At 71.2% G+C, this 18348-nt stretch carries 21 protein-coding genes; 8 read left to right on the top strand and 13 right to left on the bottom strand.

Features of this window, described 5'->3' with window-relative positions; translation table 11 throughout:
- Window positions 1-155: 155 nt before the first annotated feature.
- A complete protein-coding gene (locus ACZ7GJ_RS06705) occupies window positions 156-1520 on the bottom strand; it encodes an NAD(P)-binding domain-containing protein (protein WP_470750071.1) in 1365 nt (454 codons plus the stop codon).
- Between the two features lie 251 nt (window positions 1521-1771).
- Here ACZ7GJ_RS06705 and ACZ7GJ_RS06700 point away from each other — a divergent pair, with 251 nt between their 5' ends.
- From ACZ7GJ_RS06700 to ACZ7GJ_RS06690, 3 genes are read left to right on the top strand one after another with little or no spacing between them, the layout of a single operon-like run.
- Window positions 1772-2221: a hypothetical protein gene (locus ACZ7GJ_RS06700; protein WP_470750070.1), complete on the top strand. Its 450-nt coding sequence runs from the start codon at window positions 1772-1774 to the stop codon at window positions 2219-2221.
- A gap of 4 nt (window positions 2222-2225) precedes the next feature.
- Window positions 2226-2594: an ArsR/SmtB family transcription factor gene (locus ACZ7GJ_RS06695; protein ID WP_470750069.1), complete on the top strand. Its 369-nt coding sequence runs from the start codon at window positions 2226-2228 to the stop codon at window positions 2592-2594.
- Window positions 2595-2596: 2 nt separating this feature from the next.
- Window positions 2597-3088 carry a GNAT family N-acetyltransferase gene (locus tag ACZ7GJ_RS06690; RefSeq protein ID WP_470750068.1) on the top strand — a complete coding sequence of 164 codons (492 nt, stop codon included), beginning with the start codon at window positions 2597-2599 and terminating at the stop codon, window positions 3086-3088.
- 291 nt (window positions 3089-3379) lie between these two features.
- On the opposite strand, the gene ACZ7GJ_RS06685 is transcribed toward ACZ7GJ_RS06690, so the two are convergent.
- Window positions 3380-3556, bottom strand: coding sequence for a hypothetical protein (locus tag ACZ7GJ_RS06685; RefSeq protein ID WP_470750067.1), 177 nt, complete (start codon window positions 3554-3556; stop codon window positions 3380-3382).
- Window positions 3557-3626: 70 nt separating this feature from the next.
- On the opposite strand from ACZ7GJ_RS06685, the gene ACZ7GJ_RS06680 reads away from it, so the two are divergent.
- Both ACZ7GJ_RS06680 and ACZ7GJ_RS06675 read left to right on the top strand, forming a co-directional pair.
- Window positions 3627-4073 (top strand): ATP-binding protein, encoded by a 447-nt coding sequence (locus ACZ7GJ_RS06680; protein ID WP_470750066.1) that lies wholly within the window; start codon window positions 3627-3629, stop codon window positions 4071-4073.
- Window positions 4070-4273: a hypothetical protein gene (locus ACZ7GJ_RS06675; RefSeq protein WP_470750065.1), complete on the top strand. Its 204-nt coding sequence runs from the start codon at window positions 4070-4072 to the stop codon at window positions 4271-4273. The genes ACZ7GJ_RS06680 and ACZ7GJ_RS06675 overlap by 4 nt, the downstream gene beginning before the upstream one ends.
- Before the next feature lie 157 nt (window positions 4274-4430).
- Here ACZ7GJ_RS06675 and ACZ7GJ_RS06670 read toward each other — a convergent pair whose 3' ends face one another.
- The 7 genes from ACZ7GJ_RS06670 to ACZ7GJ_RS06640 form a co-directional block, all read right to left on the bottom strand.
- The gene (locus ACZ7GJ_RS06670) at window positions 4431-4766 is read right to left on the bottom strand and encodes an ArsR/SmtB family transcription factor (RefSeq protein ID WP_470750064.1); all 336 of its coding nucleotides are present in this window, start codon (window positions 4764-4766) and stop codon (window positions 4431-4433) included.
- A gap of 234 nt (window positions 4767-5000) precedes the next feature.
- Window positions 5001-5411 carry an STAS domain-containing protein gene (locus tag ACZ7GJ_RS06665; RefSeq protein ID WP_470750063.1) on the bottom strand — a complete coding sequence of 137 codons (411 nt, stop codon included), beginning with the start codon at window positions 5409-5411 and terminating at the stop codon, window positions 5001-5003.
- 16 nt (window positions 5412-5427) lie between these two features.
- Window positions 5428-5853 (bottom strand): ATP-binding protein, encoded by a 426-nt coding sequence (locus tag ACZ7GJ_RS06660; protein WP_470750062.1) that lies wholly within the window; start codon window positions 5851-5853, stop codon window positions 5428-5430.
- Entirely contained in the window at window positions 5850-6272 is a 423-nt protein-coding gene (locus tag ACZ7GJ_RS06655) for a pyridoxamine 5'-phosphate oxidase family protein (protein WP_470750061.1), read from the bottom strand. Before ACZ7GJ_RS06655 ends, ACZ7GJ_RS06660 begins: the two co-directional genes overlap by 4 nt.
- On the bottom strand, window positions 6269-7924 hold the full coding sequence (locus ACZ7GJ_RS06650) for a SulP family inorganic anion transporter (protein ID WP_470750089.1): 1656 nt from the start codon (window positions 7922-7924) through the stop codon (window positions 6269-6271). The genes ACZ7GJ_RS06655 and ACZ7GJ_RS06650 overlap by 4 nt, the downstream gene beginning before the upstream one ends.
- A gap of 74 nt (window positions 7925-7998) precedes the next feature.
- The gene (locus ACZ7GJ_RS06645; RefSeq protein WP_470750060.1) at window positions 7999-8340 is read right to left on the bottom strand and encodes an ArsR/SmtB family transcription factor; all 342 of its coding nucleotides are present in this window, start codon (window positions 8338-8340) and stop codon (window positions 7999-8001) included.
- Between the two features lie 124 nt (window positions 8341-8464).
- Window positions 8465-9379 (bottom strand): hypothetical protein, encoded by a 915-nt coding sequence (locus tag ACZ7GJ_RS06640; RefSeq protein WP_470750059.1) that lies wholly within the window; start codon window positions 9377-9379, stop codon window positions 8465-8467.
- Window positions 9380-9559: 180 nt separating this feature from the next.
- Between ACZ7GJ_RS06640 and ACZ7GJ_RS06635 the strand changes: the two genes are divergently transcribed.
- Window positions 9560-11068: a DUF4246 domain-containing protein gene (locus tag ACZ7GJ_RS06635; protein WP_470750058.1), complete on the top strand. Its 1509-nt coding sequence runs from the start codon at window positions 9560-9562 to the stop codon at window positions 11066-11068.
- Window positions 11069-11141: 73 nt separating this feature from the next.
- On the opposite strand, the gene ACZ7GJ_RS06630 is transcribed toward ACZ7GJ_RS06635, so the two are convergent.
- Window positions 11142-12083, bottom strand: coding sequence for a DUF5829 family protein (locus ACZ7GJ_RS06630; RefSeq protein WP_470750057.1), 942 nt, complete (start codon window positions 12081-12083; stop codon window positions 11142-11144).
- A gap of 232 nt (window positions 12084-12315) precedes the next feature.
- Between ACZ7GJ_RS06630 and ACZ7GJ_RS06625 the strand changes: the two genes are divergently transcribed.
- Together ACZ7GJ_RS06625 and ACZ7GJ_RS06620 are read left to right on the top strand one after the other, a co-directional pair.
- Window positions 12316-12693: an FKBP-type peptidyl-prolyl cis-trans isomerase gene (locus ACZ7GJ_RS06625; RefSeq protein WP_470750056.1), complete on the top strand. Its 378-nt coding sequence runs from the start codon at window positions 12316-12318 to the stop codon at window positions 12691-12693.
- Between the two features lie 450 nt (window positions 12694-13143).
- On the top strand, window positions 13144-16452 hold the full coding sequence (locus ACZ7GJ_RS06620; RefSeq protein WP_470750055.1) for a S8 family peptidase: 3309 nt from the start codon (window positions 13144-13146) through the stop codon (window positions 16450-16452).
- Window positions 16453-16558: 106 nt separating this feature from the next.
- Here the strand turns inward: ACZ7GJ_RS06620 and ACZ7GJ_RS06615 are convergent, their stop codons facing one another.
- The 3 genes from ACZ7GJ_RS06615 to ACZ7GJ_RS06605 all read right to left on the bottom strand — a co-directional run bounded on the left by ACZ7GJ_RS06615 (window position 16559) and on the right by ACZ7GJ_RS06605 (window position 18340).
- Window positions 16559-17356, bottom strand: coding sequence for an N-formylglutamate amidohydrolase (locus ACZ7GJ_RS06615; protein ID WP_470750054.1), 798 nt, complete (start codon window positions 17354-17356; stop codon window positions 16559-16561).
- A gap of 2 nt (window positions 17357-17358) precedes the next feature.
- A complete protein-coding gene (locus ACZ7GJ_RS06610) occupies window positions 17359-17898 on the bottom strand; it encodes a DM13 domain-containing protein (RefSeq protein WP_470750053.1) in 540 nt (179 codons plus the stop codon).
- Between the two features lie 88 nt (window positions 17899-17986).
- Complete coding sequence (locus ACZ7GJ_RS06605) at window positions 17987-18340, bottom strand: VOC family protein (RefSeq protein ID WP_470750052.1); 354 nt, start codon at window positions 18338-18340, stop codon at window positions 17987-17989.
- Between the last annotated feature and the right edge of the window lie 8 nt (window positions 18341-18348).

Here is an 18348-nt window from a genome sequence, read left to right as displayed (position 1 = left end):
CCTTCCCCCACCCCTCTTCTCCGAGGCGGGGAGGGGGGGGGGAGCCCCTGGTGTGGGAGTGTGCGGAGCACGGGGGGGGGCAGGCGGGGCGTTCCCCCCCCCCCCCCCCCCCCCCCCCCCCCCCCCCACGCTGGCCTTGGTGTTGGGCATTCGGGTCAGCAGCCGCCGGAGGAGGCGGGTGCGCCGATGGTGAGGGTGGCCGGGGCCGCGCAGCAGCCTCCACTGTTCTGTTCGGCGGTCTCCGGCTGGTCGAAGAGGCCCGCGCCGCCGCACACGCCGGTCTCCGGCAGGGTCAGCTCGACGCGCTCGGCGGCTTCCTGGTCGCCGGCGAGGTGGGCGGCGATGGAGCGGACCTGCTCGTAGCCGGTCATGGCGAGGAAGGTCGGGGCGCGGCCGTAGGACTTCATGCCGACGAGGTAGACGTCCTTCTCCGGGTGGGACAGCTCGCCCACGCCGTGCGGGTAGACGGTGCCGCAGGAGTGCTGGTTCGGGTCGATCAGCGGGGCCAGCTCGACGGGGGCCTGAAGGCGCTCGTCGAGGCCGAGGCGCAGCTCGTTCAGGAACGTGAGGTCGGGGCGGAAGCCGGTCAGCACAATGACCTCGTCGACCGCATCGAGGCGGCGGCCGTCCTCGCCGACGAGGGCCAGGCGGCCGTCGCCGTCCCGCTCGATGGCCTCGGTGCGGAAGCCGGTGACCGCGTCTGCGTACCCGGCGTCCACGGCGGCCTTCGCCGCCAAGCCGAGGGCACCGCGCGCCGGGAGCTGGTCGGCTGCGCCGCCGCCGAAGGTGGAGCCGGAGATGCCGCGGCGCAGGACCCACAGCGCCTTGGTGCCGGAGCCTTCGTCGCTCTTGGCGAGGTCGGCGAGGTAGGCCAGGGCGGTGAAGGCGGAGGCGCCGGAGCCGATCACAGCGGTGCGCTTGCCCGCGTACCGGGCCCGGACGGCCGGGTCCTTCAGGTCGGGCACGCGGTAGGTGATCCGGTCGGCGGCGGCCTTTTCACCCAGGGCGGGCAGTCCGCTGGCGCCTGCCGGGCTCGGGGTGAACCAGGTGCCGGAGGCGTCGATCACGGCGCGGGCGAAGAGGCGCTCCTCACGGCCGTCGGCGTGTTCGACGTGGAGCACGAACGGCTGAGTATCGCGGTCGGCATCGACGATGCGGTCGCGGCCGGTGCGGGAGACTCCGGTGACGCGGGCGCCGAAGCGGACGCGGTCGCCGAGGGCGTCCGCGAGGGGCTGGAGGTAGCGCTCGGCCCACTCCCCACCGGTCGGATAGGAGGCGGCATCGGGCTTGACCCAGCCGGTCGGGGCGAGGAGCTTCTCGGCGGCCGGGTCGACGACCTCGCCCCAGGTGGAGAACAGCCGTACGTGGGCCCAGTCGCGGGTCGCGGCGCCGGCGTGCGGGCCGGTCTCGAGGACGAGGAAGTCCAGGCCGCGGTCTTCGAGGTGGGCGGCGGCGGCCAGGCCGGCGGGTCCGGCCCCGATCACGACGATGGGCAGGTCGGTGGTGGCAGGCGCGTTCACGGTCGGCTCCTCGTTGCTTGTTTCGATGTCTGTCGATGGCTTGCTTGATCAGCATGGCACCTGTTTCGATGTGCGTCAACATAGACGCTCATCGAATCTATGGAGGGAGGCTGTCGTGAAGTGCCGGCGGCGTCGCCCACCTCGACCGGTGTGCCGCGCGCCTGGACGCCGACGCTCGGACCCGGCCGGCGGGGAGCTCCGGCCGTCCGTACCACCCCGCATCGCCCGGGCGGGAGGCGTTCACCGGGCAGGTGCTGCACGTCGCCGACCACCGCGCCCCCGCCGACTTCGCCGGGCAGCGAGTTGTCGCGGTCAGCGCGGGCAACTCCGCGGTCCAGGTCGCCGCCGAGCCCTCCCGGGTGAGCCGTGCGACGCCGGCGACGCGGGCGCCGGTGAAGTTCGCCCGTCAGCGACTCCTGGGCCGCGACCTGCATTTCTGGCCCACTCGTACCGGTCTCGACGCCGCTCCGTTCGGCACGCTGCTGCGCACCCCGCCCGCCCAGCCGGTGCTTGACGACGGCCACTACCGGGCCGCCCTCACTGCCGGGCTGGTGTTCGTGGGTCCGGAGTGGCAGCGCAGCCCGTCCTCGAACTCCCTGCGCGGTTGTGGGCGGGACGCCGAAGACGCGGCCGCCGCCCGGCCGCCCACCTCGCCCGACAGCGAGACCCTTCCCGCACTAGTTCGACGTATGTCAACATAGACGCATGTCGAATGTGAAGGTGTTGCCGCTCGTGGAGCCCGAAGCCGTCGCCGCGTGCTGCCCGCCGTTGAACGAGCGCCCCATGTCGGCGGACGAGGCCGAGGTCGCGGCGAAGATGTTCAAGGCTCTCGGCGATCCCGTGCGCCTGCGCCTGTTCTCCGCCGTCGCCTCCCACGAGGGCGGCGAGGCGTGCGTGTGCGACATCTCGGACGTAGGCGTCTCCCAGCCGACGGTCTCCCACCACCTGAAGAAGCTCAAGGAAGCGGGACTGCTGTCCTCCGAGCGGCGTGGCACCTGGGTGTACTACCGGGTCGAGCCGTCCGTGCTCGCCGCCATGGGCGCGCTGCTGGCCGGCGCCGCGAAGGCGGCGTGACCATGGTGCGCATCGTCCCCATGCTGCCCGAGCACGCCGAACGGGTCCTGGCGATCTACCAGGCCGGGATCGACGAGGGCAACGCCACCTTCGAGACCGCGGCCCCCGGCTGGACGGCGTTCGACGCGCCGAAGCTGGCCGAGCACCGCTTCGTCGCCCTGGACGAGGACAAGGCAGTGGTGGGCTGGGTCGCGGCAAGCACGGTCTCAGACCGGTGCGCCTACGCCGGGGTGGTGGAGCACTCCGTGTACGTCCACCCGGACGCCCGCGGCCGAGGCGTCGCCCGCGCTCTACTGGAAGCGCTGATCGCCTCCACGGAAGCAGCGGGCATCTGGACGATCCAGTCCGGGATCTTCCCCGAGAACACCGCCAGCCTCACCCTCCACGAACGGGCTGGCTTTCGGATCATCGGAACCCGCGAGCGTGTCGGCCGCCATCGCGGCGTCTGGCGCGATGTGACCTTGCTGGAGCGGCGCAGCCCCGTCGTCCTGTGAGCTGATCTCCGCTCATCACCACCGGCGCAAAGTCTTCGGGGTGCGGGATTCGGCCATGGCCATCCCCATTGCCGACATCACGTGGGCCCGTGAGGAACTGGCGCGTTTCCTGGAGCTGACGACCTCTACCGACGTCCCGACCCTCCGGGCGTACCCGTGATCTCCGCGCAGTTGGCCAACCGCGGGGCGGAGAAGGACATCCTGGGCAGCGCGCAGGTGGTCGAGCATGCCACGGCCGGTGAACTTCCGGGCGGACCCGCACCAGCTAGACTTGCAGAGTTATGCAATTTACTAGTTCTGGATACGGCGGACGGGGGTTGCGGTGTGGCCGGGTTCGAGGAAGCGGCGCTGGAGAGGGTCCGTGTGGCGCGGGTTCGCCTCCGGGCTGCGCAGGAGGCTGGCGATGCCTTCGAGGAGGCGCAGGCCGCGGAGGAGCTGGAGGACGCTCTGCGCGTGGCCCACGATCACGGCGTGGCCACCGACGCCGGGGACAGCCGATGAACCTCGCGGCGCCTTCGGCAAGTCTGTGGTGTCGGTGATGGCCAGGCACCCCAGCGGGCAGACGGCTGTCGAGGCACGCAAGCACGTGTGGACGGTGCCGCTGGTGCCGGGTTCCGTGCGGGCCGCGCGCGAGCGCAGTCAACGCTGCCTGGTCCTCTTCGGGCTGGAGAGCTCCTCGGCGTTCTTCGGAGCCGTGCTCTTGGTGGTCAGCGAGCTCGTGACCAACGCCGTCCGGCACGCTCAGCACTCCCCGGACGCAGAGGTCACCCTCCATATGACCGAGCACCTGCTTGTGGCCTCCGTCGGGGACCTGGACTCGCGCCCCATAACGCTGGCCGATGTCGGCCGGGCCGCCGGGCAGGGGCTGCGCACGGTGGCTGACCTGGCGCGGACGTTCGGCGGTGACGTCCGTATCGAGCCTTCCTCCGGCGGGCGCGGCAAGACGGTCGTCGTCCGCTTCATCCTTCCGGAAGGCACGCCGTGACCAGCAGCACTGGAGAGGTCGTCCGGTTGTACGAGATCACTTACCTCGGCACCGACTCCGGGCCTGAGGTTCGCACGGTCGAGGCCGGCGAGGTCGCAGCCGTCATCGAGTCCGCAGGCGAGCACGGCATGCAGGTTCTCGTCCGTCCGTGCCGCCGCCCGGTCGAGGAGCCGGGCAACAGGAAGGAAGACGAATCATGACGCCGAAGTGGGATCCAGGCGCGCCTGGGGGCGGGTTCGGCATGGGAGAGAGCGGCCGTCTTCCGGTGTCAGAAGCGCGTTGAACCCGCACTAACGGAAGACGGCCGCCGTATGTGGGGTGCGGGCCCCGTAGGGCCGGCACCGGGTGGGGTGACGTTCAGGCGTGGCGGCCGGCCTTGAGGTCGGCCAGGAGTTCCGCCTGGCCTTCCAGGACTCCGGAGAGGATGGCGCGGGCGACCCGAAGGAGCTCGGCGATCTGGGGATGGGTCAGGCTGTAGCGGACGTTCGAGCCCTCGCGGCGGGTGACCACCAGGTTGGCCTTGCGCAGGACGGCGAGCTGCTGGGAGAGGCTCGCGGCCTCCACCCCGACCTCGGGCAGCAGCTCGGCGACCGCGTGCTCGCGTTCGGACAGGAGCTCCAGGACGCGGATGCGCACCGGGTGCCCCAGCGTTTTGAAGAACTCCGCCTTCAGCTGGTACAGCGGCGTGCTCACCTGTGTACCTCTCCCCTGACTGCCCATACCGTCCACCCGGAACCGTTCCTTCGCAGGGCATCCGTTCGCCCCTGTTCACACCTTGCGACCTCCACAATTGCAGATCCCTGCAACTCGCGGGTCCTGGCGGGGTGCCTTCGTGACCTTCGGCCCCACGGAGCGGGGCCTTCGCCGGTCAGGCCTTCTTGAGGAACCCGGTCTTCAGGACCAGGCCTCTGGACGGTGGTGCCGGTCTCAGATGAGGGCGGGCGCCTCGGGCGACTGCCCGGTGGGCCAGTCGTCGGTGGTCCACTGCTTGACCGTCCCACGAGCTCCGTGGGCGGCCAGAGCGGCGGCGAGGTCGCAGTGGACGGGCACGGGCGGGCAGGTCTCATCGGGGACGAGCGAGCCGTCGGCCGGGATGGCTGCGAGCTCGAGCCGGCGTCCGCTCTCTCCGAGACGGCGGGCGGCCTGGGCGACGGCGATCTGCCCGCCGGACGACCAGCCCAGCAGTCCGGTCAGATCGAGGATGACCGGGCCGGTGCCCCGGGCGAGCGCCCAGCCGATCGCTCCGGTGAACCGGCCGGTGGCCTCCGCGCCGAGATACCCGGCCAAGGACAACACGCCCAGGTCCTGACGGGTGGTGTAGCGCCATTCGATCGTCATCGTCAGCTCCTCGACTTCACAAGGGAAGGGTGATCCAGATGGCCTTGCCGCGCCCGTCCGCGTCCGCCCGCACGACAGCGGTGCCGCCGAGCTCCATCGTCATCTCCACCACCATGGCCAGGCCGCTGCCCGGCGCGGTGGCGAGCGCACCGAACAGAGCGGGCTGATAGGGGTGACGGTCGTGGACGGCGAACGCAAAAGCGCCGGGTCCGCGGGCGTAGGTCACGGTGATCATCGGGGAGGCCGCGGCGGCGTGCCGGACGGCATTGGTGACCAGCTCGGCCAGGATCAGCAGCGCCGGTCCCACGCTCGGATGGCGAAGGCCCACCCCGCATTCCACGAGCACCAGCTCGGTGGCCTCCCGGGCGATACGCACGGCCGAGCCCATGGCCGGCACGTCCAGCACATGCCGGTAAGGCATCGCCTCGACCTGAACGCTCACCGGCCCGCCCCCGAGACCGTACGGGCCAGACGGAACCCGGACATGGACTGCGGGTGCAGGCGCAGCAGGGTGTCGTGCGGGCCGTGGCTCCAGCCGGGCAGGGTGCGCCGGTAGTGGGCGGCCTCGTCCGGGTCGGCGATGACGTCGGCCGGTCCGTGGGCGCTGACCGTCCAGCCGGTCCCCGCCGGGGTGCGGATCTCATCGACCTGGTAGGTCAGCAGGGCCCGGCCGGGGATCGTGGCGGCTTGTACCGGGGCTCGGACGACGAGGCGCCCGTACTCCATCACGTGTGCGGCGGGCCGGACGACGGCCACCTCCCGCTGGACGTAGATGAGGCGGCCCTGCGCGGAGCCTTCGAGGAGCCACAGGGCCTCGGTACCGGAGACCTCGATCATGCGGAGGTCGGCGGGGACGGTCATCGTGCGGCCTTCCGGATGCGGTGCGGTCGGTGATGCGTACGGGGCAGCAGGCCTGCCTGTTCGAGGTGCTTGCGGGCGCCGGCGATCGCCTCGGGGGTGGTGGCGTACTCGCGACCTTCGAGGCGCAGCAGCTCCAGGGCGCCGACGGCGTCCAGGGCCTGGCGCTGGCCGGGCCGGATGCCGGAGGTCATGACGGCGATGCCCCGCCGTTTCAGCTTCTCCACGGCGTCCTTGAGGACGAGGGCGCCGGTGGCGTCCAGGGTGGTCACCCGCGCCATCCGGAGGATGACCACCTTCACGTCGGCGACCTCGGAGAGTTCGAGGAGGAAGCGGTGGGCGCCGGCGAAGAAGAGCGGTCCGTCGATGCGGTAGGCCACGATGTGCTCGGCGAGCAGGGCGTGCTCCTCGTCGCTGTGCTCGCCGGGCAGGTCCGGCCGGAAGTCGACCTGCTCCATCCGCGCCTGGCCGGCCACCGCCTTCAGGGCCAGGGCCCCGGCGACGACCAGGCCGATGATCACCGCGTACACGAGGTCGAGAATCAGGGTGGCAGCGGCGGTCAGGACCAGAACGACGGCGTCAGAGCGAGTCGCCTTCGCCATCGCACGCAGCGAGCCGACCTCCACCATGCGGACCGCCGTCGCCAGCAGCACCCCCGCGAGCGCGGCGAGGGGGATCTTCGAGACCAGAGGGGCGGCGGCGAACACGATCACCGCCAGCACCGCGGCGTGGGTGAGCGCGGCCAGCCGGGAGGAGGCGCCGGTGCGGACGTTGACCGCGGTGCGGGCGATGGCGGCGGTGGCGGGCACTCCGCCGAACAATGGGGCCGCCAGGTTGGCGACGCCCTGCCCGAACAGCTCCTTGTCCGGGTCGTGCTGCTGCCCCACCGTCATCCCGTCCGCCACCGTCGCCGACAGCAGGGACTCCAGCGCGGCGAGCGCGGCGACCGCGACCGCCGGGGCCAGCAGCGAGCCGAACGCGGACGCGTCGAGGAAGGCGAGCGACGGGGCGGGGAGCCCGGCGGGCAGGGCCCCGATCGGGGCCGCCTCGTCGAGATGGAACAGCTGCGCGATCACGGTTGCGGCGATGACCGCGACGATCGAGAAGGGGACCGTCGGCTTCCACCGCGCCCCGGCCAGCATCATGGCCGCGACGCCCAGCGAGAGGCCGATCGCCGTCCAGTTCGGGGAGGCCACGAACTCCACCAGCGCCCGCCACGCCACCAGCAGCACCTTCTCGCCCTCGGGCTTGGCCACGCCGAGTGCGCCCGGTATCTGCTGGAGGCCGATCACGCACGCGATCCCCAGGGTGAACCCCTCCACCACCGGCGCAGGCACGTACCGCATGTACTGCCCGGCCCGCAGCAGCGCGAGACCGATCAGGAACACGCCGGCCATCAGCCCGACGGTGAGGACACCGCCGGGACCGTACTGGGCGACGATCGGCACCAGCACCACGGTCATCGCACCGGTCGGCCCTGACACCTGAAGGTTCGACCCGCCGAACAGCGCGGCGAGCGCGCCCGCGACCACCGCGGTGGCCAGCCCCGCCTCCGCGCCCAGACCGGAAGAGACCCCGAATCCGAGGGCGAGGGGAAGGGCGACGATCGCCACGGTGAGGCCGGCCAGGAGATCACGGCGGGGGCTGCGCGCCATGACCGCGAAGTCCGCCCGGGCCGGCAGCAACGAGCGCACCCGGCCGAGCACGGCCGTCAGCGCGGTGCTCACGCTCACGAGGTCGGCACCTCAGACCCGCGCAGTTCCTCCAACAGCTCCCTCTGCCCGGTCAGGACCTCGGTCAGGATCCGCCGCGCCGCCAACATCAGCTGCGCGACGTCCCCACCCGCCAGTTCGTAGACGACCGTCGCGCCGTTACGGGCCGAGATGACGATCCCCGACCGGCGCAGGACCGCGAGCTGCTGGGACAGGGCGGAGGGCTCGACCTCGATCGCGGCCAGCAGCTCCCGCACCGGCATCGGCCCGTCCTGCAGCAGCTCCAGAACCCTTATCCGCACCGGGTGCCCGAGCATCCGGAAGAACTCGGCCTTGGCCTGGTACAGCGGAACCGCCACGGTCTCGCACCCTTCTCACCACCCCGAACGGGGGCAAACGCCTGGTGCTGTGCCCGCGGCTACCTACGAGCACAGCAGGTGCAGCATCTATGAAATTGCAGACTTTTGCAATTTGCCATTATGGCTACTCCGGGCCCGGCCCGGATCCTGGGGCCCGGCCCTCCCTTCGCTGGGGCCCTGGCCACCGCCACCCGCGAAGGATCCGCCAGCACCGGGGCTTCGCCGAGCTCTGGCGGGTCTGCCGCAGGGCGGTGGCGCCGGGGGCGTCACTGCCCGACAGCCAGATCGGGTCGACGACCTTGTTGTAGAAGTCGTCGAAGTTGGCGCTGTTCCCTCCGAGGTAGAAGGTGAGGAAGCGGTAGGCGTCCACCTTCCCCGGCACCAGGACCGGCTTGCCCGCCGCGTCGTAGACGGGTTTGCTGTCCTCGTCGCGGCGTTGCAGGTCCCCCGACGGCGCGCACTGGACGTCGAGGCCGAACGAGCGGGAGGAGTCTTGCCCTTGGCCCGGTGGCGCTGAACCCGCCGCCCCGGGAGGCGTCGAGGTGGACGGAGAAGCCGAGGCCCAGCCGGAGGTGGTCTCGCTGACGGCGTCGGTGGCCTCGGTGGTCTCGGCGAAGAAGCCGCCCTGGGCGGTCCAGACGTACGTGTTGACCAGGTCGCGGTGCGCGAAGCCGGTTGCGGCGGCGCTGCCGGTGTCCTGCGCGCCGGCGGACATGCCCATCGTGCGCAGGATCGCCGTGGCCCGGGTCCGGGCCGGGTCGCTGTTCGTGTGGCGGCCGGCATCGGTCGAGACCGACTCGTAGAAGGCGTGCAGCCGTTGCTGGTCGCGGGTGATCCGGCGCTTGAGGGCGTAGGCGTCACGCGGTTTGAAGTAGCTGTACTCGCCGTAACGGGTGGCGGTCGGGTAGTCGGGGTCGGTGACCTTGCCGCGGTCGTCGAAGCCGACCGAGCCGTCCAGGGTGCCCTGCTTGGCGTAGCGGGGGTTGATCGGGAAGTGGATGATGTTCCAGTCCAGCGGGATGTCCGGGTTGGGCAGCATCCGGTACGCGACCAGCGCGCCGGTGTGCGCGAGTCTGGCATGTCGGACTTCGACGGAGAGGCGCTAAGGCGCTACTCGTGCCGCATGCGACTTGTTCGGTGCCCCGGGTGGCCGGACTTCGCTGTCAGTGCGCTCGGTTATTCTTCCGGCACCGTTCGCCGACCGTAGGGATCTTGAGAGTTGACCGGCCTGTCTGCCTTTCCGCTGCCCTTCCAAGCGTCACGTTCCATAGCGTTCGCCACACCTCGGACACTGCGCGAGCTGGAGATGATGGAGTGCAGCGCGCACATCCGGGCGAAGCCCGGGTGGTCCGACAAGATGAACGACGCCGGCATCGTCGCGCGGTGGACGCAGGAGGCCGTCGCCCAGGGGCTCACCGAAGCGCAGGTGCGCTACGTGCTCGCCGAACTCGCGCACTACGCCGCACTGCGGGACGGGCGGACCGGCATCGAGGTGTCGGGCGTCGACGGGGTGTGGCAGTCGGACGCGCTGATCGACTACGAGCTCGCCGCCCGGCTCCGCGAGGCGGTCCGGGCGCTGGAAGAGGTCCCCGAAGCCGAGCGGGACTGGCATCCGGGATCGGACGGGCAGGTGCTGGACCTCGTACATCCCTCGCTGTTCTGCCTGGTGCGGGACGTGAGCGGCGGGCCCGAGGAGGCCTGGCGGAACCCGACGGACCGCTATTCGAAGCACGAGTTCTCGGAGAAGTTCCAGTGGCTTCCCACGGACGTGGACGTCAGTGACGAGGGCGACGTCGCCTTCCGTTCCTACGTCAACAACGTCCACCCGGAGACCCACCGCGAACTCGCCGCCGTCCTCCCGGACGTGTTCGCGCGCATGCGGCCGCTCTGGGAGAACGTGCTCACCGACCTCCGCAACCCGCGGCCGCTGCGCATCGAGGCCGATCCCTACGGGTGGTACGACTCGAAGCCGGTGTACCCGGTCAGGTCCTCCTTCAGCGACGACGCGGCCTACCAGGAGGCCCGCAGCGACTGGATGGAGGCCCACGACGCCTGGTGGGAGACCCGCAGCCCGGTCGTCCCGGACGCCCCGGACTTCACCCCGCCCGAGCTGCCCGCCGAGACCGCCCGGGTCGACCTGCGCGGCCGGCGGCTCCAGGTCATCGTCAAGCTCGCCACCATCCACCTCACCCCGGACCAGCCCGAGTACGCGGGCGGCTCCTGGCACGTCGAGGGAATGCTGAACGAGCGGATCGTCTCGACCGGCATCTACTACTGGGACAACGAGAACATCACCGAGAGCCGGCTGAGTTTCCGCGCGGCGCTCGACGACCCGGAGTACGAGCAGAGCGACGACGACGGGATGCGCGAGGTCTACGGCCTGGAGAACGAGGACGCGCTGAACCAGGTGCTGGGATCGGCTGCGACCCCGGCGGGCCGCTGCCTGGCGTTCCCCAACGTCCTGCAGCACCGGGTCGGCCCGTTCCGCCTCGCGGACCCCACCCGGCCCGGACACCGCAAGATCCTCGCGTTCTTCCTGGTCGACCCGTCGACGACGATCGTCTCGACCTCCGACGTCCCGCCGCAGCAGCCGTGGTCCGACACCTCCACGATGACGCTCGAACAGGCCGAGGAGTACCGCGAACAGCTCATGCAGGAGCGCAAGTTCTTCGTGGACGAGCACAACGAGCAGCTCTACGAGCGGGAGTTCTCCCTCTGCGAGCACTGATCGCCGCGGGGTCGGGGCGGGCCGCCGGCGGCAATCGCCGGCAAGCCTCTCCCCGACCCGCGGCGGGCAGGCCCTAGGAAGCGGTGTCGAAGGTCCAGGTGGCGCGGAGTCCGGGGCCGGTGGTCAGGGTGGAGTGGCCGATGCGTTCCTCGTGGGCGCGGCCGACCGGGCGGTTGAGGGACATCCCGACCTCGCGCAGGCCGGCCCGCTCCCGGGGGACGGCGTCCAGGCGGATGGTCGTGCCGCCGCCCTGCGCCACCGCGCCGGCGCCGCCGGGGAGTTCCCGTACGGTGAAGCCGCCCGCCCGCAGCAGGGGCAGCGTGTCGGCGAGGTCGGCGGCGGTGACCCCGAGGTGGATCGAGGTCACGTCCCGCATCAGGTGCTCGCGGTAGCCGTCGGAGAGGTACCGCTCGCGGCCGACGTCGCCCGGGGACGAGGCCGGCTCGGTGTTGCCGCGCGGGTCGGCGAAGTACTCCGGCAGGTACTCCATGCCCCAGGCGCCGAACCCGTCGTACTGGGCGTCGGTGAAGACCGCGTCGAACCAGGGCACCGGGATCCCGTCGCCGAAGTCGCGGGTCTGGCGGAAGGTGACCGGGGTCGGTACGCCCTGGCCGGGCAGGCGCCCGGTGACCGTGGCCAGGTCGCCGGCCCGTTCGGCGGAGAGCCCCAGCCCGCCCGCGCCCAGGGTTCCGTCCGGGCCGGGAACGTCGCCGATGCCGAACAGCTCCAGGTACGTCTCGCGGCCCATCAGGTAGCGGCCGGTCCAGGTCTGGCCGCCCGAGCCGGTGGTGGTGCGGACCTGGAAGTTGGCGAACTCCCGCAGATAGGTGGAGTGCTCGATGGCGTCGGCGGTCTCCCGGTCGAGGACCCCGTAGGCGTGGTTGTAGAAGAGCAGTTGACGGCCCGGGGGCGGCGCGTCCTCCTGCGCCGACGCGACGCCCGCGGCGCCTCCGGTCAGCCCGGCCACCGTCAGGGTGAGAGCCACCAACACGTTCAGTGCACGACGAAGAGACATGCGGGGATCGTAGGCCGCGCGGCGCGCGGCTGTCGCTCAAATAACGTGGCGGGAAGGCGTGTTGGCCGCAGCGGATCCCTTCCACCGCGAGTCGGCGCCGCGGGCGGTCCTGACGGCGGCCCCGCCCCAAGAACCGCCTGGTCAGCCGCTCCCCCAAGAGGCTCGGCTTCCGAGGTAGCGTGATCGTCCACTGCATGGAGCGACCATGCGCCCTGCTGGTAGTGAGGCTGCGATGAGTGAACTGACGAAGCCCGAGGTCGAGGTTCCGGCGGGTGATGCTCCCGAGGAGCTGACGATCCGGGACATCGTCGTCGGGGACGGGCCCGAGGCGAAGCCGGGCAGGGTCGTCCGGGTGCACTACGTCGGGGTCACCTTCGCGTCCGGAAGGGAGTTCGACGCCTCCTGGGACCGGGGCCAGCCGTACAAGTTCGCCGTGGGCGGTGGCAAGGTCATCAAGGGCTGGGACCGGGGAATCAGGGGGATGAAGGTCGGCGGTCGTCGCGAGATCATCGTTCCCCCGCGCCTCGGCTACCGCGACCAGTCCCCCTCACCGCTGATCCCGGCGGGTTCCACGCTCGTCTTCGTGGTGGACCTGCTCTCCGTGGTCTGAGGAAGGCGCTGCTTCGTCCGACAGGAGCGCCCGGAGAACAACGTGCCCGGACCCGCGACGGGTTCGATGCGGTGTACGGATACGGCCAATCGGCAGGCCACGCTCCGTGGCGAGGCCCTCCGCAAGGTGATCGCGGAGCGGGGTGACCGGGCGCGTCCGGGCGCGTCCGGTGCGGTCGATGGAATTGCCGGACGCAGCCCCCTCAGACGCGCCGGTTTCGAAGATGTCCGGAAATCACACGCCTCAACTCTTCACTCCTGACACACCGTTGATCACGAATCGATCACAACACATACTGCGCTGACCGGGCATCGGGCGCATCTTCGCCCACGGTCGGACACGACCGCTCGCCCCTCATCCCAAGCTCCTGGGGGAGACTTGCGCGAACATGTGAAGAGTGCACGCGCCTTCACCGTCGCAGCGGCCACGGCAGTGGCCATCGTGGCAGGCATGACCGGCCCCACGACAGCGATCGCTGCGAACACGAACACGACGACCACGGCGGACATCACACGCTCCGACGGCAGCCAGCGGATCCGGCTCATCACGGGCGACCGCGTACTGGTCGGCGCCAAGGGCCAGGTGGTGGGCTTCGAGGCCGCCAAGGGCCGCGAACGCATACCCGTACAGGTGCAGCGCGCCAAGGGCCGCACGCTGGTGGTGCCCAGCGACGCGCAGCGGCTGATCGCCGCGGGCAAGCTGGACCAGCGGCTCTTCGACGTCAGCGAGCTGACCGACCCGCTGCTGCGCCAGAGCCACGGCGACGGCCTCAAGCTGATCGTGCAGTACGACGGCGGAGCCGGCGCAGCGGCACGCTCCGAGGTGCGCGCCGCCGGCGACACCCAACTGCGGCGTTCGTTCCCCACCATCAACGCCGACGCCATCCGTACGTCGCAGGACGACGTGGCCAAGGTGTGGGAGGCGCTGACCGACCAGCGGGCGGGCGGCATGCGCGCCACCGCCTCCGGCATCGACAAGGTGTGGCTGGACGGGGTCCGCAGAGCCAGCCTCGACCGCAGCGTCAAGCAGATCGGCGCCGACAGGGCGTGGGAGGCCGGGTACGACGGCAAGGGCGTCAAGATCGCCGTCCTCGACACCGGCGTCGACAAGGACCACGACGACCTGAAGACCCAGGTCATCGGTGAGAAGAACTTCACCGCCTCCCCCGACGCCGCGGACCGCGTCGGGCACGGCACCCACGTCGCCTCGATCGCCGCCGGTACGGGCGCCAAGTCGGGCGGCAAGTACAAGGGTGTCGCTCCCGGTGCCAAGGTCATCAGCGGCAAGGTGCTGAACGACAACGGATTCGGTGACGACTCCGGCATCATCGCGGGCATGGAGTGGGCCGCCGCCGAGGGCGCGGACGTGGTCAACCTGAGCCTCGGCAGCCCGGACTCGCCCGGGGTGGATCCGATGGAGGCGACGGTCAACAGGCTGTCCGCCGAGAAGGGGATCCTGTTCGCCATCGCGGCGGGCAACGAGGGCGAGGCCGGCGCTTCGACGGTGGGCTCGCCGGGCAGCGCGGACGCCGCGCTGACCGTCGGCGCCGTCGACAAGGACGACAAGCTCGCGCCCTTCTCCAGCACCGGCCCGCGCACGGGCGACGGCGCCGTCAAGCCCGACGTGACCGCGCCCGGCGTCGCCATCGCCGCGGCCGCCGCCCCCGGCAGCGCGATCGACACCCGGCCCGGCACACCGCACCCGGCGCCCGGCTACCTGCAGATCGACGGCACCTCCATGGCCACCCCGCACGTGGCGGGCGCGGCGGCGATCCTGAAGCAGCAGCATCCGGGCTGGCAGTCCGCCGAGCTCAAGGGCGCACTCACCGCGTCCGCCAAGGGCGGCGACTACACCGCCTTCCAGCAGGGCTCGGGCCGCATCCAGGTCGACAGGGCGATGACCCAGAGCGTGATCGCCGATCCGGTCTCGCTGAGCTTCGGCGTCGCACAGTGGCCGCACACCGACGACAAGCCCCTCACCCAGAAGGTCGGTTACCGCAACCTCGGAACCAGCGACGTCACCCTCGACCTGTCGGTGTCCGCGCTGGACCCGGCGGGCAGGCCCGCCCCGGCCGGGTTCTTCGCCCTCGGTACCACCAAGGTGACCGTGCCCGCCGGCGGCAGGGCCGAGGTCGACCTGACCGCCGACACCCGGATCGGCGACGCCGACGGCACCTACTCGGGCTACGTCACCGCCACCGGCGCGGGCCAGTCCGTCCGCACGGCCGCGGCGGCCGTCCGCGAGGCCGAGTCGTACGACCTCACGCTCAGGACCGTCGACCGCGACGGCACCGACGCCCGGACCTTCTCCAACAGCCTGTACGGCGTCGCCGGCCCCGGCAAGGGCTTCCAGGCCCGCATCGACAACGAGCCGGGCACGCACAAGATCCGTGTTCCCAAGGGCTCGTACACGCTCAACACGGCGGTCTACCAGGACGCGTCGGACCTCGCCAAGGGCACCGACTGGCTCTCCCAGCCGAAGCTGGACGTCTCCGGCGACACCACCGTCATCTCCGACGCGCGCACCGCCAAGCCGGTGGACGTCACCGTGCCCGGCCTCGACACGGCGGACTTCGCCGGGGCCTACTACGAGCTCGCGACCGACACCGGCCGCATCGGCAACGGCTGGGTCCTGCGGACCTTCACCGGCTTCCGCACCGCGCACATGGGTCCGGAGGTCACCGACGGCTCGCTCCTGCAGACCTGGGACGCGCACTTCCTCAAGGACGCCACCACCCAGTACTCGGTGGCCTTCGGCGGCAAGGCGCAGCGGCTCGCGACCGGCTACGCCAAGCACGTGAAGTCGAACGAGCTGGCGACCCTCAAGGTCGACGTCGGCGCTTCCGCGCCCGGCAAGACCACTCTCACCTCTCCCTTCGCCCACATCCCGGGCGCGCCGGAGGGCAACGGGTTCTCGGCGCCGCAGGCGGCACCCGGTACGCGCACCTTCTACGTCTCCGCTGCCGACGGCGTCAAGTGGACGACCAAGGTCGATCAGCTCGGCGAGCCCGACCAGTGGGGCTACCCGGCCTACGACGCCGCCTACGAGACCGTCGAGCCGAAGCGCTACGCGGCCGGCAGGACGTACCAGGAGACCTTCAACACCGGCGTCTTCGGCCCGCTCCTGGGCGAGCGGATGGGCGTCTTCCGTACCCCGGCCGACCCGGCCACGGGCGAGCACCAGATCGTCGGCGCCCTGCCGCTCTTCGCCGACGGCAAGGGCCACACGGGCTTCTCGGCCTACACCTCGGCCACTTCGGCGCTGTACCGCAACGGCGTCAAGGTCGGCGAGAACGACGACCCGCTGAACGGCCGCAAGCCCTTCCTGGTCGACGCCACCGAGGCCGAGTACCGGCTGACGACCTCGGTCGAGCGCTCGGCGAAGGTCGCGGCGGCCTCCACCCGGATCGACACCAGCTTCACCTTCCGCTCCAAGGAGGTCACGGCCACCACGGCGCTGCCGGTGTCCACGGTCCGCTTCGCGGCCCCCGTCGACCTCACCTCGCGCGCCCCTGCGGGCAAGTCGGTCCGGATCCCGGTGGCCGTGCAGGGTTCGGCGGCCGGGAAGAACCTCAAGTCGCTCGCGGTGTCCGTGAGTTACGACGAGGGGAAGACCTGGCAGCTCGTGAAGGTCGAGAACGGCAGGATCTCCGTGAAGAACCCGGCGAAGGACAAGGCCATCTCCTTCTCCGCCGATGTCACGGACAAGCAGGGCAACAGGTCGACGCTGACGATCCACAACGCGTACTACGGCAAGTGACCTTGCCGCGGTGACGTGACGGTCTCCGCGTGACGACGACGTGCTGGAAAGCGTTCGAGGACGCTTTCCAGCACGTTCGTTCACCAGCGGACGGACGGGCGGCCTGCTACGGGAGCACGCCGTCCACCAGTTCCGCCAGAGCCGCCGCCAGCGCGACGAGGCCGGGCCCGGCGGGACCACCCGGCTCGGACATGTACACGTCCCGGCGGATCTCGACCATCAGTGCACCGACCCGCTTGTCCTTGCCGTAGTACTCCAGCGGCGCGTAAGTGCCGGCGAAGGGGCTGTCGAGTCCCGTGCCGCCGAAGCCGGCGAACGCGGTCTCGGCCGCGGCGAGGAGGTCGGCCGGCGTGTGGAAGGGGTCCGTGCCCAGGCAGATCGGGGGCCGGGGGCCGTCGCCGTGCAGTTCGTACGGGAGCGGCTGCGTCGGGTACGAGTGCACGTCGATGATCACGGCCCGTCCGACGGCGTCCAGCCGGTCCTGTACGGCCCGCGTCATCGCCTCCGCGTACGGGTGGAAGTAGCGGTCGATCAGGGGCCGGCCGTCGAAGCCGTCCGGACGCAGGCGCTCCCGGTGGGTGGTGTGCGAATACACGGCTCCCATGCCCACCGCCAGCATCTCCTCGCGCTCGTCGGGGAAGCGCTCGGGGTCGATGACGAGACGGGAGAGACCGTTGACGAACTGCCACGGCGTGAGGGCGGACCCGGCCGCGGCCGCCGCGGCGATCTCGGCGGTGTGGGAGTCCGTGATGTGGTCCAGCTCCTGTTCGAGCGCCCGGTCGTCCAGCACGATGCCGCTGCGGACGGACCCGGGTACGGCGCGCGAGGAGTGCGGCACGTGCAGGATCACCGGCGAGGCGGCGGCGCCGGGGAGGAGCCGGAAGGACTGGGGCGGCTGGTTCACGTTCACGCCTTCGCGAGGGTCGCGGCGCCGAACGAGACGTCGAAGCGGTCGCACCAGATGCTCACGCTGGTGTACTGGGGCAGGTCGATGGCGGAAGGCAGTTCGTAGTTCTGATCGCCCTTGTTCCCCTTGAGCTTGCCCAGGCTGACGTGCTTGCCGTCGTCGAAGACGCGCCAGCCCGCCACGCCCTCCTTGACCGGGGCATCGCTGAGCAGCACCCTCAGGTCGGGGCCGTTGCTGGTGTCGAGGTTCTCCAGACGCAGCGTCTGCGAGCCGTCGGGCAGCCGCACGATCTTCACCGATCCGGTCGTGGCGTGCTCGTGGCTGATCAGCTCGCCCGAAGCGACCGTCCGCGGACCGGCCGCGGTCTTCGAACCGTCCGTCGGCGCGGCTGTCGCGACGGGCAGCGCCTCGCTCACGGTCTCGTTCTGCCACAGCTTCCACGGCTGGAACCAGTACAGCCCCGTGCCCAACACCAGCACGGCCGCGATCACCGCTCCGGCCAGCAGTCGGCCCCGCCGCCTCGTGTTTCGCACTGTCATGCCTCTCCCTCGCGGAACCTTCACGCACATTCAACGCGCTGGAGGCAGGGCGTGCCATGTCCGCACCGGTGACGAAACCCTTACGTCATCAGGCGGGCTGCCACAGCTCGATGCGGTTGCCCTCCGGGTCGGTGACCCAGCCGAACCGGCCGACCCCTTCCATGTCCTGGGTCTCCTCGGCCACGTCCGCTCCCCCGGCGCGCAACTGCGCGAGCATCGCGTCGAGGTCGCGGACCCGGAAGTTGAGCATGGACTGCTGGGCGCGGGACCCGAAGTAGTCGGTCCCGGACTCGAACGTCGCGAACACCGTCAGCCCGGGCCCCTGACGCCACAGGCCGTGCTCATCGGCGTCCAGGCCCAGGAGGTCGCGGTACCACGCGGTCAGGGCCGCCGGATCGGCAGCCCGCAGGAAGTAGCCACCGATGCCAAGCACACGTTCCATGCCGCCAT

It is taken from the genome of Streptomyces sp. NPDC037242 (assembly GCF_055604165.1).
The sequence above is the reverse complement of the archived record's forward strand: the minus strand, read 5'-3'. Positions and strand labels throughout refer to the sequence as shown.